Genomic DNA, 14,271 nt, shown 5'->3' with positions numbered 1-14,271 from the left:
GGACCTGGAGGTCGCCGACCTCGAGATCGTCTGTGTGCTGGGGCCGAGCGGCAGCGGGAAGTCGACGCTGCTGAGGGTGCCCGCGTCACCGCCGCCGCGCACACCAGCGCCGGGGCCGCCGCCAGCGCGAAGCACAGGGCGAGCGGCAACCGGTCCACGAGCAGCCCGACCCCGGCGGTGCCTCCCGCCGAACCGGCGTTGAAGGCGGTGTTGACCCACGCGCCCGCCTGGGTGCGCCGGGAGGCGTCGACCGACTCGTCGGCGATCAGATACGCGGTCGTGAGGGCCGGGGCGACGAAGAGCCCGGCGACCGCGACGACGGCGGCCAGCACCTCCAGCCGCTGCGCCGTCCCGGCCGCCATCAGGGCGGCGCCCAGCGCGGCCGACGCCACCGGCAGCCGCACCCGGTTCGCCGACTTCCACCGGACCGCCCCGTAGGCCAGGCCGCCGACGGCGCTCCCGGCCGAGAGGGCCGCCAGCACCCAGGACACCGCCGCCGGCTGATGGAGCCGGTCGGTGGATGCCACCACCAGCAGATCGAGCGCCCCGAGGCAGAGGCCCACGGCCGCCGTCACCAGGACCGCGTGCCGCAGCGCGGCGATGCCGTACAACCGCGGCCGGGGCGCCGGGGGCGCGTCGGCCGGGAGCCGCCCGGCGCTCACCCGCTCCCGGGAGACCGCCGGCGAGGAGACCAGCGCCAGTGCCCCCGTGAGCACGAGCACCGCACCGGCCAGGACGCCGGCCGCCGCTCCGGTGACCGATACGGCGATCCCCACCAGCAGCGGCCCCGTCACGTACAGCAGTTCCTCGGCGACACCGTCCAGGCTGTACGCGCGCCGCAGCAGCTCCCGGTCGGGAACGAGACTGCTCCACAGCGTCCGCATGACCGGACCCAGCGGCGGGGTGCAGGCACCCGCGGTCACGGCGAGCGCGCCCAGGACCAGGGGCGGGGCCCCCGGACGCCAGGTGGCCAGGGCGAGGGCCGCGAGCAGCGCCGCGTAGAGCGCCGCCATCGGCGGCAGGGCCCGGCGCGGTCCGTGCCGGTCGATCAGTGCGGCGCGGGCGGGGGAGAGGACGACGCTCGCGACCCCGAACAGGGCCATCGCGCCACCGGCCAGGGAGTACGAGCGGGTGGCGTCCTTGATCGCGAGCAGGAGGGAGAGGGGGACGATTCCGTACGAGAGACGCCCCAGCAGCGCGGTGCCGAAGGCGCGTGCGGCATGGGGGGTGCGCAGAACGGTGGCGTACGAAGGCGCGCGCGAGGGCGCGGGCGAAGGCGTGAGCACGATGACATTCCTCGTGAGGGCAGCGCGGAGACCCGGCGCTGCGGGCATGCGGGGACACCGGAGTGCCGCACCCGGGGCGACGGGTGCGGACGACGCGGTGCTTTACGCACGAGGAAGAGACACGCGGGCAAAGTAGCAGAGCGCGTGCCGCGACGGCGAAGGGCCCTATCCGGTGATGCCCGGGTTGGCCGCCAGCACGGTCTCTGTGGCCTCCTCCAGCCGGGGCAGGAACCGGAGGACCTCCTCCCGCCGGTCCAGGAGATCCGCGGTGCAGGTGATCCCGGTCAGCTCGGCCACGGCCGCCTCGAACGCGGGGAGCCGCGCGGTGTGCAGCGCCGGGGCGTCCACGGCCAGCACCGTGTGACAGCGGGCGAGCGTCGCGATGATCCAGAAGACCGCCTCACGGTGCTCGCCCCGCTCCAGGAGTTCCAGGCTGCCGTCGACGGCGATGGGGCGTGCCTGCTCGGTGAGGTCGCTGCTGAAGAAGAACGGGGTGCGCGCCACCGGGACCGTGGCGTCGAACGTCCGCGTCAGCTCGGCCACATGGTGGCGGACCTGCCGCGCGGAGACATCGGCGCAGCCGAGGAGTCCCAGCAGTTCCCGGTAGAGCTCCGGCTGTCCGTACGCGCCGAGGACGTCGCGCACGGCCCGGTAGCGCAGCCGGACGGTGGGGTTGCGCAGGGCGGCGACCAGCAGGACGTGGGTGGTGACGCCGGTGGGGAACATCCAGGCCGGCACCTGCTCGTGGAAGGGGGCGGAGGCGTCGAACGCGGCAAGGCGGCCCTCGACGCGATGCCGGGCGTCCAGGCAGCGGCGCCGGACCCGGCGCCGGTCGGTGAAGCGGGACGAGACGTACGCGTACAGGGAGCGCAGGTCGCCGGTGGGATCGTCGATGACCGTGTCACTGCGGAAGCTGCCCGCCAGGTGGTACGAGGAGAGCACGGCCTCGGGGTCGCGGAGCTCGGCCCACGGCACGTAGGTGATCTCCAACAGGGCGCCCTCGTGGCGGAGTTTGCCGGGCTTGACCGGCGGGTCGTCCTCTTCCGTGACGACCACGACGTCGACGTCGGACGAGGGCGGCAGTTCGGCGTCGTCCGCCCTGCCGACCGTCGACCCGCTGAAGTACGCCCCCCGGTAGCCGGTGGCGGGACGGGCGTGGGCGGCCACCCAGTGGACCGCGGCGGCGCGGGCCGCTCCGACTCTCATGTGCGTGACTCCCCGGGGTCCGGTGCCGACGGGCGGGCTTGCCCGGCTCCGCTCCTTCCCCGACTCCTACGGGGTGCGCCCGGCGTTCGTCAAGCGGTGTCCGCCACGTCCCCCGTCCGCGCTCCGGTGCCGGGTAGGGTCACCTCGTTCCCGCAGACCCGTCCGCGACGTTTCCGGTGAGGTGCGCGATGCGAAAGATCGTCTATTCCATCTCGATGTCCCTCGACGGCTTCATGGAGGGGCCGGACCGGGAGATCGACTGGCATCTCGTCGACGACGAGCTCCACTACTACTTCAACGAGCAGCTCGCCGCGACGGGGGCGTTCCTGACCGGGCGCGTCACCCATGAGCTGATGGCGGGCTTCTGGCCCACGGCCGACCGGGACCCGGCCAACGCGGGGCCGATGGCCGAGTTCGCCGTCATCTGGCGGAACATGCCGAAGTACGTCTACTCCAGGACGCTGGAGCGGGCGGACTGGAACACCACCGTCGTGCACGACGTCGTCGCCGACGAGGTCAGGGCGCTGAAGGCGCAGCCCGGCGGAGATCTGGTCCTCGGCGGGGCCGACCTGGCCGCGTCCTTCGCGGCGCTCGGTCTCATCGACGAGTACTGGATCTACGTCCACCCGGTCCTCATCGGCCGGGGCAGACCCGCACTCCCGACGTCGGAAGGCAGGACCGCGCTCCGGCTCGCCGGAAGCAGGACCTTCGGCAGCGGAGTGGTGGAACTGCGGTACGAACGGGCCGGAAAGCCGTCGCAGGGCTGACGTGACGCCCGTACGGCCGTGCCCCCGCCAGGCACCGGTGGGGGGATGAGCCGCGCGGGGGCGCCCGGCCGCCGACCGGATCGCACAGGATCGCCGGGGCCGGAGCGGCCGCCGTGAGGACCGCGACCCGTGCGCTGGTCAGCTCCCCTCGCACACGCCATGGCCGCCGCGGACCGCCCCACGGGACGGAGCGCCCCGGGACCCGTGCGAGGCCCGGGGCCGCCCGTCAGCGGCCGGCCTGCAGCGCGGCCCAGGTGTCCGGCCCCGCGATCCCGTCGGCCGTCAGCCCGCGGCTCGTCTGGTAGGCGCGAACCGCTGTCGCCGTCGCCGGGCCGAAGGTCCCGTCCGCGTCGACCGTCGAGCCGAGCGCCGCGGTCAGCGCGCGCTGGAGCCGCTTCACGTCGTCGCCCGACGCACCCTCGTTGAGCGTGGTGGTGGCGCCCGCGGCGAGCAGCGCCGTCCAGGTCCTGGCTCCGACGACGCCGTCCGCGTCCAGCCCGTGCGCCGACTGGAACGCCGTCACCGCGGTCTGCGTCGCCTGTCCGAAGCTGCCGTCCGCCTCGCCCGCCTGGTAACCCTGCGCGTTCAGCAGCTTCTGCACCGCCTTGACCTGGTCGCCCGTCGAACCGCTGCGCTGCGTCGCGTACGCGGTGAAGCTCAGCTCGTCGGCGGTGCTGCCGTCGCCGGGGTTCTGGGCGACCAGTTCCATGTACCGGGTCCAGTCCCAGTACGAGCCGGGGTCGGTGTGGTCGTTGCCCGGCGCCTCGCTGTGCCCGATGATGTGCGCGCGGTCCTTCGGAATGCCGTACCGGTCGCACAGGTACGCGGTCAGGGCGGCCGAGGAGCGGTACATCGCGTCCGTGAACCACGACGGGTCGTCGATGAAGCCCTCGTGCTCGATGCCGAGTGCCGAGGCGTTGGCGCTCCGCGCGTGGTACGCGGTGTCGCTGTCGCGCACCATCTGGGTGATCTGTCCGTCCGACGAGCGCACCACGTAATGGGCGCTCACCTGGGACACCGGGTCCTGGAACCAGCTGATCGAGCCCGCGTACGAGCCCTGCGTGACATGGATGATCACCTTGTCGATCGCCGCCGAGCGCCCCTTGGCGTAGTTGTTCGGGTCGGCCGGCACCCAGAGCGCCGACGGGTAGTCGGTGCTCCTGGTGCTCGCGTCCGCGGGGGTCAGCGCGCCCTTGTCCGGCGACACCGGGCGGCCCGTCACCGAGATCCGCTCCCCGCCCGGGGCGACGGCGTCGAGCCCGTCGGCCAGGAAGGTGAAGACGGTGTCGGCGTAGAGGGCGGCGGTCGCCCCCTGGGCCCCGCTGTACCGGGCGACGGCCGGGTACCAGGCGCCGAGGTCGGCGCGGTCCCGGGCATCGAGCCCGAGCTTGTCCGCGAACCCGCGCAACACCGCCGCACCGCCCAGGATGTTGGCCGCGGTGTCCGTGCGGAGCTCGGCCAGGGGCTGGCCGGTGAGGGCGGCGGCCTGTTCCAGGGTCCGGTTCGTGGGGTTGCTGACCAGGTGCATCACGCCGTAGCCGTTCGCCTGGCTGGGGCGCCCGGAGTGGCCGTCGAGCCGGGTCTCGCCGTAACCGACCGCGGCGAGCAGATCGCGCGGGACGCCGAACGTCTCGGCGGCCCGCTCGAACGCCCGGTTCATCGGGTGCCCGGTGTCCGTCGAGGCGAGGGCGGGGGTGCCGGTCGCGGCCAGGACGGTGGCGGTGAGGGCCGCCAGCACGGATGCGCGGACCTTGGTGTGGGCGGCGGCGCGTGTGGGCATACCTGCTCCTGCTCTGTGGGGGAGGAGAACGGCCACCGGACCCGGGTGGGGGTGGGCCGGGGGCCGCGAAGCCCGCTCAGGCTAACTATCTGTCCATGGCATGACAATCTTCCTCTCGCGTGTCCAACGCGCGTTCACTCCGATGGAGTTGCGCGGGCGAGGGGAGGGGAGCGGGCAGCGCACCGCGCCGTCCGGGCCCCGTCGTCGCGGGGCGGCCGGACGGCGGGTCCTACCAGCGGTCGCGGTGGACGACGTCGGCCACCGGGCGGCGCCGGACGGGACCGAAGTTGCCCTGCGGCCATCCGACGGGAATGGCCGCGAAGGTGCGCATGTCCTCGGGGATGCCGAGCGCCTCCTTCCACTCCTGTTCCAGCATCAGGTGCCAGATGGTGATGTTCGCCGCGAGCCCCAGCGCCCGGGCGGCGAGCAGGATGTTCTGGACCCCGGGGTACACGCAGGAGCCCTCGGCGAGCGCCTGGAAACGGGTCTGGGTGCCCATCATGTGCTCGACGCCCGCCGGACCGAGCGCCTGCGCGTACGCGGCGAGGCCCTCCTCCTCGATCCGGGGCTCCGGGAACCGGTAGCAGGGCACGATCAGCGCCGGCGTGCCGGCGAAGTGGTCGCGCTGGTACTCGATCGCGGCGACCATCCGGCCGTACGCCGCGTCGTCCATGCCCTCCGGCGCGTACTTCCCGGTCGTCGCCAGATACGCGTCCACGCACCGCTTCCACAGCGGCGCGAGACGCGCCATCACCTCACGGTCGGTCACCACCACGTACTCGTAACACTGCATGTTGCCGCCGCTGGGACCCCAGACGGCGGCCTGTATCAGCTGTTCGAGCGTCTCGTCCGGCACCGGTTCCGGCTTGAGACGGCGCATCGCGCGCATCGTGGACATGGTGGAGAACAGGGCCTCGGCCCGCGCGGTTTCGGCTGCCTGTGCCGTTTCGATCGTCATGATCGCGGAGTTTACGGCCGAAGCCCCGCCGTGAGGAGGCCGGTTGATCAGTGCGCGGCCGGCCCGGTCCGCCGCAGCCGGACCACCGGGATGTCGCGGTCGGTTCCGCTGCGGTACTGCGCGTACCGGGGGAAGAGTTCCACCAGGTGCGGCCAGACCCGCTCCTTCTCCTCGGCGGAGAGCGTCTCGGCGACGGCCGGGAACCGCTCGGGCCCCACCCGGAGCCCGACGGACGGGTTCGCCAGCAGGTTCAGGTACCAGAGCGGATGACTGTCCGAGCCGCCGTTCGAGCCCACGATCAGGTAGTCGTCGCCGTCGCGCCCATACATCAGCACCGTGCGCCGCAGCGCGCCGCTGCGCCGGCCGACGTAGTCCAGCAGCAGACAGGGGACGCCGAGCTGCGTCGTGCCCTTGGTGCCGCCCGACGACTCGTACAGCTCGGCCTGCTTCGCCACCCAGGTGCTGGGACTGACCTGGGCGGGCGCCCCGTCACCGTTCTCCACCGCCATGCCGGTATCCCCTCTCTCGTGCCCTCCGCCCCATCGTCGCACCCCGCGGATTCGCACACCTGGACAGTCCCCCCACCGCAGGGGGGAACGAGGACCGGACCCGTCGCCGGCAGGGCGTATAAAAGGTTCCTCCGGACCGGCCGGCGTCCCCCGATGGCACGCACACCCCACGCGGCAAGGCGTCACCGCGTGCGACAGCGGAGGAGTGCCCCATGAGCACGGCAGACGAGATCAGCACCTTGCTGGTGGCCAACTTCGGAACCGATCCGGTGGCGATCCGCCCCGAGGCGTCGCTCCGCCAGCTCAGGCTGGATTCCCTGGCCCTGGAGGAACTGCGGCTCCTCATCGAGGACCGGCTGGACGTCGACCTGGACGACGTCCAGCTGACCTCGCGCGACACCGTCCGCCAACTGGTCGACGCCGTGCACCGCAAGGCCGCGGCATGACGGCCTCTTACCGCCCCGGCCCGTTCGCCGCCGCCGTCACCGGCATCGGTCTCGTCACCTCGGCCGGCGTGGGCGCCGCCGCCACCTGGCGCGGGGTGTCCGAGGCCGCCGACGCGCCCTCGGTCCTGCGCCGGCCCGAACTCCACGGCCTGCCCTGCGACTTCATGTACACCATCACCGGCCTCGACACGAGGGCCGTGCTCGGGGTCGCCACCCAGCGGCTCATGGACCGCTTCTCCCAGCTCGCCGTCATCGCCGCCCGGGAGGCCGTCGCGGACGCCGGACTCGACCCCGCGGTGTGGGACAGCGCCCGTGTCGCCGTCGTCATCGGCTCCGCCCACGGCGGACTGCCCTTCTACGACGAGCAGCACACCGCCCTGACCGAACGCGGCGCCCGCCGGGTCTCGCCGAAACTCGCCCCGCTCACCGTCGTCAACGGCGCCGCCAGCAGCGTCGCCACCGACCTCGGCGCGCGCGGCCCGAGCCAGGCGGTCTCCACCGCCTGCTCCTCCGGCACCGTCGCCATCGGCACCGCCCACCAGATGCTGCGCACCGGCGCCTGCGACATCGTCGTCGCGGGCGGTGCGGAATCCGTCTGCTCCCGGCTGCTGATCGCCAGCGCCTGCCAGCTCAAGGCCGTCTCCACCCGTCGCGACGACCCCGAGGCGGCCTGCCGGCCCTTCGACACCCACCGCGACGGCTTCGTCGTCGGCGAGGGGGCCGGCCTCCTCGTCCTGGAACGCCCCGCACACGCGGCCGCACGCGGCGCCACCGTCCGCGCCCACATCGCCGGCTACGGAGCCTCCAGCGACGCGTACTCCGCCGTCGCACCCGACCCCGACGGGCTGGGCATCGAACGGGCCCTGCGCACCGCGCTCGCGGACGCCGGGGTGGCGGCCGCGGACATCGGCCACGTCAACGCCCACGGCACCTCGACCGTGGCGAACGATCTCATCGAGGCCATGATGCTGCGCCGGGTCCTGGGCGAGCGCCCCCTCGTCACCTCGACCAAGGCCATGACCGGGCATACCCTCGGCGCCGCGGGCGGCATCGAGACCGCCCTGACCGTGCTCGCCCTCCAGCACCAGCTCGTGCCGCCCACCGTCAACCTCGACGCCCCCGATCCCGAGATCCCCGTCGAGGTGGTGAGCAAGGAGGCCAGGCCGGGGGCGTTCGACGCCGCCGTCAAGACCTCGCTCGGCTTCGGCGGCCACAACGCCGCCCTCGTCCTCACCAAGGCCTGACCGCGCACACGTCCTCACCCGTAAGGACCGCAGACATGTCCGACGAGATCATCCGGAGCCTGTCGGTGCGGGGGCTGCGCTACAGCTACCGCATCCTGTCGCAGCCCACGCCCCGCACCGAACCCGCCGTCGTCCTCGGCGGCGCGCTCCAGGGGATGTACGGCTGGCCGCAGATGGACGAGCACCTGGGCCCGCACGCCCCGGTCGTCACCGCCGACCTGCCCGGCATGGGCGGCGCCGATCCGCTGCCGCCCGGCGCGGGCGACGACCTCATGTGCGCCGCCGTGGCGGGCATCGTCGACGACCTCGGCGCGGCCCGGGTCAATCTCTTCGGTTTCTCCTACGGCTCGGCGATCGCCTTCGGGTACGCCCGGCGGAACCCGGGCCGCGTCGCCCGGCTCATCCTCGGCGGCGTACCGGCCCACATCAGCGAGACCCAGCGAAGCCATTGGGCCCAGGCGGTCGAACGGCTGGGGGCCGACGACGTGGAGGGGCTCGCCACCCTGGCCGCCGAGGCGCTGCTGTGCCTGGACCCGGGGCGCCCGGTCCACCGCAGGGAGCTCGCCCGGCGCTATGTCCGGCGGTCGTTCCTGCACGCGCTCACCCATTCCGCGCACGCGGCGCCGTCGCTGCGCCGGGCGCTGGGCCACCGGCCGGACTTCTCCGGCGGGCTGAGCGGGGTGCCCGCGCTCGTCTTCGCCGGCGAGCACGACACCGTGACCTCGGCGGAACGGCAGAACGCCTTCGCGGCGACGATCGAGGACAGCCGCTTCCTGACGATCGGCGAATCCGACCACTGGGTCGTCCTGGAACGGCCCGACGACGTGGCGGACCTGGTCGCCCGCTTCGTCACCGACCGCTCGTTGGAGGCGGCGCCCGCCCTGCGGCCGCCGGCCTCGCTGCCGCGCCCGCGGGCGGGCGCGGCAGGTCGGGCGGGCGGCTAGTGCCGCGTCAGCCAAGGTTCGCCCCGTCGCGGCACCAGATCCTCTACGGAGCCTCCCCGCCCGGCGCGGTCAGCGGCGGCCGTCGACCTTCAGCCGCACGATCTGCGGGTCGTGGTCGCTCGCCTGGTCCGCGAACTCCGCGTTGATGTGCACCACGTCGTAGTCGAACCGCCGGATGCCGGGGCTCGTCAGGATGTGGTCGAGGGTCTGGGAGTTGCCCTCGTACACATAGCTGTACTGCTCGTTCGCCGGCAGGGTGGTGATGAGCGGCTTGAGCGCCTTGCCGGCGGTCAGCGCGGACATCGTCGGCGAGAACGCGAAGTCGTTGAGGTCGCCGAGAGCGACGACCTGCGCCGACTTGTCGGCCGCCAGCAGCGACTTCACGAAGGTGTTGACCTCCGCGGCCTGCTGCACCCGCTTCGTCTCGGAACTGCGCGACGGCTCCTGGTAGCGGCCGTGCAGCGGCTGGTCGCCGCCCTTGGAGGTGAAGTGGTTGCCGATGACGAACACCGGCTTCCCGTGGAAGCGGAACTCGCCGACCAGGGGCTTGCGGCTGTCGGACCACGCCTCACTCGCCGGGCTGATCCGGCCGGGCGACACCGACAGCGTGACGCCCTTCCTCGTCGGCACCGCCGCCACCGCGGTGGTCGCGTCGCCGCCCGCACGGTCCACGAAGGAGACCCGGTGCGGGTTGAAGAGGAAGACGTTACGGATGTTGCCGCCGGGCTCGCCGCCGTCCTTGCCGTCCTGCGGGGCCACATAGCGCCATGCGTACCGGGGGCCGCCCGCCGCGACGATCGCGTCGGTGAAGCGCTTCAGCGTCGCCTCCGAGCCGACCGTGCCGTCGCTGACCGCGCCGTTGTCGTCCTGGATCTCCTCCAGCGAGACGATGTCGGGGGAGGAGAGGTTGACCGCGACGCCCTCGGCGAGGGTGTCGAACTTGGCCTGCTCGTCCAGCGCGTCCAGGTTCTCCACGTTGTAGGTGGCGACGGCGAGTTCGCCGCCCTTCTGCCTGCGCGTGACCTCGCGCCGCAGATGGTGGTCGGTGAGCGTGCCGAGCTCGGTCGCCTGGAGGTTGTAGCCGCCGAACGAGGCGTAGTCGATCACCCCGGTGGTGGTACCGGACAGCACGTCGCCGACGTTCCCGACGGGGAAGGGGCGCGTGGTGTCGAGCGACATCACCTTGATCCGGCCGGTGTTCTGGTCGGTGTAGGAGGAGTAGAGCGTGCCGCCGCGCCGGGTCGGGTTCTGCTTCGGCTCGACGGTCACCCAGATCTCGTCGTACGCGGTCGTGGCGCCCGTGACCCGGGTGTCGGCGATCTGTACGCGGGTGCCTTCGAGCGACTCGTAGAGGTCGAGGGCGTACGCCGACGGCTCCAGCGGCAGCGCGTCGATGGAGCCGCCGCCGGCCGAGGGGACGTACGCCGCGGGCACCGCGGCCGCGTCGAGCACGACCGGCGCCGGCAGCGCGTTGCCCGACGTGAGGACCGTGGTCCGGGGGGAGGTGATCTCGGTGACGGACTGCGTGGTGGCCGACGGGTAGTACTCGTCCACGGTGCCGCTGACCAGCACCGAGTCGCCCACCGCGACCGCCGGGGCGGTGGAGCCGGTGTAGACGAAGACGCCCTCGCCGGTGCGCGGGTCCGCGTCCGGCGCGGTGTCCTGGATCCAGAAGCCGCGTGAACCCGTGGTGCGCACCGCGGTGACGACGCCGGGGACGCCGGCCACCGCCTTGCCGTCGAGGGGGGAGACCCGGGTGATGCCCTGGATGTCGTGGACGCGCACGGTGCCGGGCTCGGTCGGGTTGCCGGGGTCGCCCGGGCCCTCGCCGCCGCCGGACGTCTGCCCCGCGGCGTTGACCGGGGTGGGTGCGCCGGCGGTGAGGTCCGCGGCGTTGTCGTCGGTGTCCGCGAGTGAGGCCGCGCGCGCCACGGAGGCGGTCGCCGAGGCGCCCGTCGCCGGTCCGCCGCCCTCCCGGACGACCGCGGAACCGTAGCCCACCAGGTCGACGACGCGGGTGTCGGCGGCGCAGTCGGCCGCCGTCTTGCAGGTCAGCGGCGTCGTGCCGGAGACCAGCGCGACGGTGCCGCTGGTGGCGGACATGGCGACCGTGCCCGTGGTGTCCGGGGCGGGCAGGGCGACCGTGCCGCCGGTGCCCGCGGCCTCGGCGACCAGATAGCGGCCGCCGGGCGCGACGGAACCCGTCAGCGCCGAGACCTGCCACAGCGAGCCCGCGGACGGGGCCCCGGGCAGGTACTGGACGCTGAACCCGGACAGGTCGTACGCGGCGGAGCCGGAGTTGGCCAGCTCGACGAAGTCGCGGGTGAGCGTCGCTCCCGAGTTGCCGCCGCCGCCGTACACCTCGGAGATCACGGCGGTCGAGGACGGTGCCGCGAAGGCGGCGGGCAGCGCGGTCGCCGAGAGGGTCACGGCGACCGCGCCGGCCAGCAGGACGGAACGGGATCTGGATATGCGCACGGAAACTGCCCCTCAGAGTGTGGTGAGGGAGCACAAGCTATGCGCGTAGAACAGGCGATGACAAGGCATCAGAGGTTAATTCCACAAATCGCTCGGCCGTCCGGTCCGAGGGGCGCCGCCGGACCTGTGGGCCTCCACCGCCCCGCCCGGTCCCGGACCGGCTGTCCACACCCCCGCCATGCCGCCGCAATACGGCTGCAACACCCCTGCTGGGCCCGGGTGTCCAGGATGCGGCGATGGTTTGACCGGGTTACGCCGGCCCGGCTACTTTGCGCGGCATGCAGCGATCCGCACACCTGACGACGCGGGGTCACATCGACCTCAAGCGCGTGTGCTCCGCCGTGTGTCCCCGCGCCTGAGAGCGCCACGCCCGCGCCGACCCGGCCGCAGGGGCCCTTCCCAGCCCCGCGTCACCTCCCCGGTTCCCCGCAGGGCGTCTCTCCGGGGGAGAGGCGCCGCCCCGCGCCGCGGGCGGCCTGCCCCGAGCTCCGTACCGGAGCACGCACCGCGTCAACCGCTGCCACCGAGGACCTGGAAGACACTGTGAAGAGTCTGTCTGCGCCCGTTCGCCGCCCTCGTGAGGACCGTGCCGCCCCGCTGCGCCGGTCCGACATACCCGCCGCCGCGTCCGGCCGCCGGCTCGCCGGCGCCGGTTCCGTCTTCGGGGCGATCGCCGACCACGGACCGGTCGCGCGCTCCACCGTCGCCCGTCTCACCGGTCTCTCACCCGCCTCCGTCAGCGGGCACGTCGGCCGGCTGCTCGCGCGCGGACTGGTCCGGGAGAGCGCGGAGACCACCGGACCCAAGGGGCTCGGCCGGCCGCACGTCCCCGTCGAGATCGACACCGGCGGCTACCTGGTGGCCGGGGCGCACATCGCCGTCGCCCACTCCACCGTCTGTCTGATGGATCTGCGGGGACGGATCGTCGCCGAGGACCGGCAGCCCCACCGCACCACCGAGCCCCGCGGCTTGCTCGCCGGACTCGCGGCCCGGCTGCCCCGGCTGGTGGCCGCGCACGCCGGCGGGCGCACCGTGCTCGCCCTGGGGCTGGCCACCGGCCACCGGGTCGACCCCGTGACCGGGGTGATCGTGGACCATCCCCAGCTCGGCTGGCGCGATGTACCGGCCGGCGACCTCCTCTCCGCCGCGACCGGGCTGCCGGTGCACGTGGACAGCCACTCCCGGGCACTGGCCCGGGCGGAGCAGCTGTTCGGCGAGGAGTCGACCCGGGCCAGCACCGTCCTGCTGTTCGTCGGCGCGGTCGTCGACGCGGCCTTCTCCACCGAGGGGACCATGCACCGGGGCCCGCGCTCGGGCGCCGGCAGTGTGGCGCACCTGCCGCTCGGCGTCGGCGGGGCCGGGGGCCCGGAAGCCTGCTCCTGCGGACGGACCGGCTGCCTCCAGTCGGAGGTCTCGGAGGGCGCCATGGTGCGGCGTGCCGCTGAACAGGGGCTGATCGTCGGCTCGTTCCCCCAACTCCTGGCGCGGGCGCTGGCCGGCGACGCGCGGGCGGTGCCGCTGTTCCGCCGGCGAGCACGACTGGTCGGCAGGGCGGCGGCCGTCCTGCTGGACATGTTCGACCCCGAGGTGCTCGTCGTCGTCGAGCCGGGAGCGGGCCGCATCCCGGAGTGTCTGGCCGATCTGCGGGCGGAGGTGGCGGAGCGTTCCTGGGTCTGTGACGACCCGGAGCGGGCGGTGGTGCCGACGAGCTTCACCGGCCACGTCCTGGCCACCGCGGGCGGCGCGGTGGCGCTCGGCGCGCTGTACGTGGACCCGCTCGGCCCCTGGCCGGCGCTGCCCGCCGCCTCCTGACACCCGCTCACCGTTCGCCGCCGTAACCGACTTTATTCAGGCAGTTGCATTGTTGACCCGAAGGTGATCCGGACGGGATGATGAATTCATGACCGGCCGGCAGCGGAATTCAGGAAGCGCGTCCTCGGCGACGCGCGCCTTCCGCCCGTCCCCGTCGGCCCGCCTGTATGCGCGGTGCCTGTGTTGTCGCCCCTGTCCGGGTCCCCGATAACCGCCCACTGAGTCCTTTCGGGATCTCCGCACCCTTTCCTTGTGCGTGCCCTGCCGCATTTCCCTGCCCCTCTTTTTCCCTCCGACTTTCCATCACGGGAGAGACGTTGACCATCGCCGTGCCCTCATCCCTGACGCCGCTCGCGCCCTTCGCGCAAGGGATCGCCCCCGACCGGTTCAAGCAGGTGTTCCGCCGTCACCCCGCCGGAGTCGTCGTCGTCACCGCCGACGCGGGTCACGGCCCGATCGGCTTCACCGCGACCTCGCTCACCTCCCTCTCGCTCGACCCGCCGCTGGTCTCGTTCGGCATCGGGACCGGGACCTCCTCCTGGCCGCACATCGCACGGGCCGCCACGGCCGTCGTGAACTTCCTCGGCGCCGAACAGCAGTCCCTGGCAACGACGTTCGCGACCAGCGGCATCCACCGGTTCGCGGCTCCCACCCGCTGGCGCCGCCTGCCGGGCGGGGAACCGGTGCTCGACGGGGTGGCCGGCTGGCTGCGACTGGAGACCGAGCAGACCGTTCCGGCCGGCGACCACCGCATCGTCATCGCCCGGGTGGTGGACGCCCGGCTCGACGAGGGGCGCAGCCCCCTGCTCTTCCACGACGGCGCCTACCACTCCCTCTGAAG

Annotated in this window: 12 protein-coding genes; 6 read left to right on the top strand and 6 right to left on the bottom strand. The window is 73.4% G+C overall.

Translation table 11 applies throughout. The annotated features are described in order from the left end of the window. Together ABZ454_RS31755 and ABZ454_RS31750 are read right to left on the bottom strand one after the other, a co-directional pair. On the bottom strand, window positions 1–1,286 hold a 1,286-nt coding region (locus tag ABZ454_RS31755), incomplete at its 3' end, for an MFS transporter (RefSeq protein WP_359543037.1). Window positions 1,287–1,451: 165 nt separating this feature from the next. Continuing rightward, complete coding sequence (locus tag ABZ454_RS31750) at window positions 1,452–2,492, bottom strand: hypothetical protein (protein ID WP_359543036.1); 1,041 nt, start codon at window positions 2,490–2,492, stop codon at window positions 1,452–1,454. A 188-nt stretch (window positions 2,493–2,680) separates the two neighbouring features. Here ABZ454_RS31750 and ABZ454_RS31745 point away from each other — a divergent pair, with 188 nt between their 5' ends. Beyond that, a complete protein-coding gene (locus ABZ454_RS31745; RefSeq protein ID WP_359543034.1) occupies window positions 2,681–3,259 on the top strand; it encodes a dihydrofolate reductase family protein in 579 nt (192 codons plus the stop codon). A gap of 226 nt (window positions 3,260–3,485) precedes the next feature. On the opposite strand, the gene ABZ454_RS31740 is transcribed toward ABZ454_RS31745, so the two are convergent. From ABZ454_RS31740 to ABZ454_RS31730, 3 genes are all read right to left on the bottom strand, one after another. Beyond that, window positions 3,486–5,039, bottom strand: coding sequence for a peptidoglycan-binding protein (locus tag ABZ454_RS31740; RefSeq protein WP_359543033.1), 1,554 nt, complete (start codon window positions 5,037–5,039; stop codon window positions 3,486–3,488). Window positions 5,040–5,268: 229 nt separating this feature from the next. Next, window positions 5,269–5,997, bottom strand: a complete 729-nt coding sequence (locus tag ABZ454_RS31735; RefSeq protein ID WP_356323512.1) for a nitroreductase family protein — start codon at window positions 5,995–5,997, stop codon at window positions 5,269–5,271. 47 nt (window positions 5,998–6,044) lie between these two features. Next, a complete protein-coding gene (locus tag ABZ454_RS31730; RefSeq protein WP_356323514.1) occupies window positions 6,045–6,506 on the bottom strand; it encodes a nitroreductase family deazaflavin-dependent oxidoreductase in 462 nt (153 codons plus the stop codon). 212 nt (window positions 6,507–6,718) lie between these two features. Between ABZ454_RS31730 and ABZ454_RS31725 the strand changes: the two genes are divergently transcribed. From ABZ454_RS31725 to ABZ454_RS31715, 3 genes are read left to right on the top strand one after another with little or no spacing between them, the layout of a single operon-like run. After that, window positions 6,719–6,952, top strand: a complete 234-nt coding sequence (locus ABZ454_RS31725; RefSeq protein ID WP_356323516.1) for an acyl carrier protein — start codon at window positions 6,719–6,721, stop codon at window positions 6,950–6,952. Then, window positions 6,949–8,196 carry a beta-ketoacyl-[acyl-carrier-protein] synthase family protein gene (locus tag ABZ454_RS31720; protein WP_359543030.1) on the top strand — a complete coding sequence of 416 codons (1,248 nt, stop codon included), beginning with the start codon at window positions 6,949–6,951 and terminating at the stop codon, window positions 8,194–8,196. The genes ABZ454_RS31725 and ABZ454_RS31720 overlap by 4 nt, the downstream gene beginning before the upstream one ends. A 35-nt stretch (window positions 8,197–8,231) precedes the next feature. After that, the gene (locus tag ABZ454_RS31715) at window positions 8,232–9,140 is read left to right on the top strand and encodes an alpha/beta hydrolase (RefSeq protein ID WP_359543028.1); all 909 of its coding nucleotides are present in this window, start codon (window positions 8,232–8,234) and stop codon (window positions 9,138–9,140) included. 69 nt (window positions 9,141–9,209) lie between these two features. Here the strand turns inward: ABZ454_RS31715 and ABZ454_RS31710 are convergent, their stop codons facing one another. Next, window positions 9,210–11,618 (bottom strand): endonuclease/exonuclease/phosphatase family protein, encoded by a 2,409-nt coding sequence (locus tag ABZ454_RS31710; protein ID WP_359543026.1) that lies wholly within the window; start codon window positions 11,616–11,618, stop codon window positions 9,210–9,212. A 543-nt stretch (window positions 11,619–12,161) separates the two neighbouring features. On the opposite strand from ABZ454_RS31710, the gene ABZ454_RS31705 reads away from it, so the two are divergent. Then, complete coding sequence (locus ABZ454_RS31705; RefSeq protein ID WP_359543024.1) at window positions 12,162–13,430, top strand: ROK family transcriptional regulator; 1,269 nt, start codon at window positions 12,162–12,164, stop codon at window positions 13,428–13,430. A gap of 329 nt (window positions 13,431–13,759) precedes the next feature. Further along, the gene (locus ABZ454_RS31700; protein ID WP_359543023.1) at window positions 13,760–14,269 is read left to right on the top strand and encodes a flavin reductase family protein; all 510 of its coding nucleotides are present in this window, start codon (window positions 13,760–13,762) and stop codon (window positions 14,267–14,269) included. Window positions 14,270–14,271: the final 2 nt, after the last annotated feature.

The organism is Streptomyces sp. NPDC005803 (genome assembly GCF_040630435.1).
GTDB lineage: Bacteria > Actinomycetota > Actinomycetes > Streptomycetales > Streptomycetaceae > Streptomyces.
This window is presented reverse-complemented; position numbering and strand designations above follow the sequence as displayed.

What these genes read in the sequence shown, in the direction of transcription:
- ABZ454_RS31750 (WP_359543036.1), bottom strand. Translation starts at nt 2,492, where the DNA reads ATGAGAGTCGGAGCGGCCCGCGCCGCCGCGGTCCACTGGGTGGCCGCC.
- ABZ454_RS31720 (WP_359543030.1), top strand. Translation starts at nt 6,949, where the DNA reads ATGACGGCCTCTTACCGCCCCGGCCCGTTCGCCGCCGCCGTCACCGGC.
- ABZ454_RS31725 (WP_356323516.1), top strand. Translation starts at nt 6,719, where the DNA reads ATGAGCACGGCAGACGAGATCAGCACCTTGCTGGTGGCCAACTTCGGA.
- ABZ454_RS31735 (WP_356323512.1), bottom strand. Translation starts at nt 5,997, where the DNA reads ATGACGATCGAAACGGCACAGGCAGCCGAAACCGCGCGGGCCGAGGCC.
- ABZ454_RS31715 (WP_359543028.1), top strand. Translation starts at nt 8,232, where the DNA reads ATGTCCGACGAGATCATCCGGAGCCTGTCGGTGCGGGGGCTGCGCTAC.
- ABZ454_RS31745 (WP_359543034.1), top strand. Translation starts at nt 2,681, where the DNA reads ATGCGAAAGATCGTCTATTCCATCTCGATGTCCCTCGACGGCTTCATG.
- ABZ454_RS31730 (WP_356323514.1), bottom strand. Translation starts at nt 6,506, where the DNA reads ATGGCGGTGGAGAACGGTGACGGGGCGCCCGCCCAGGTCAGTCCCAGC.
- ABZ454_RS31740 (WP_359543033.1), bottom strand. Translation starts at nt 5,039, where the DNA reads ATGCCCACACGCGCCGCCGCCCACACCAAGGTCCGCGCATCCGTGCTG.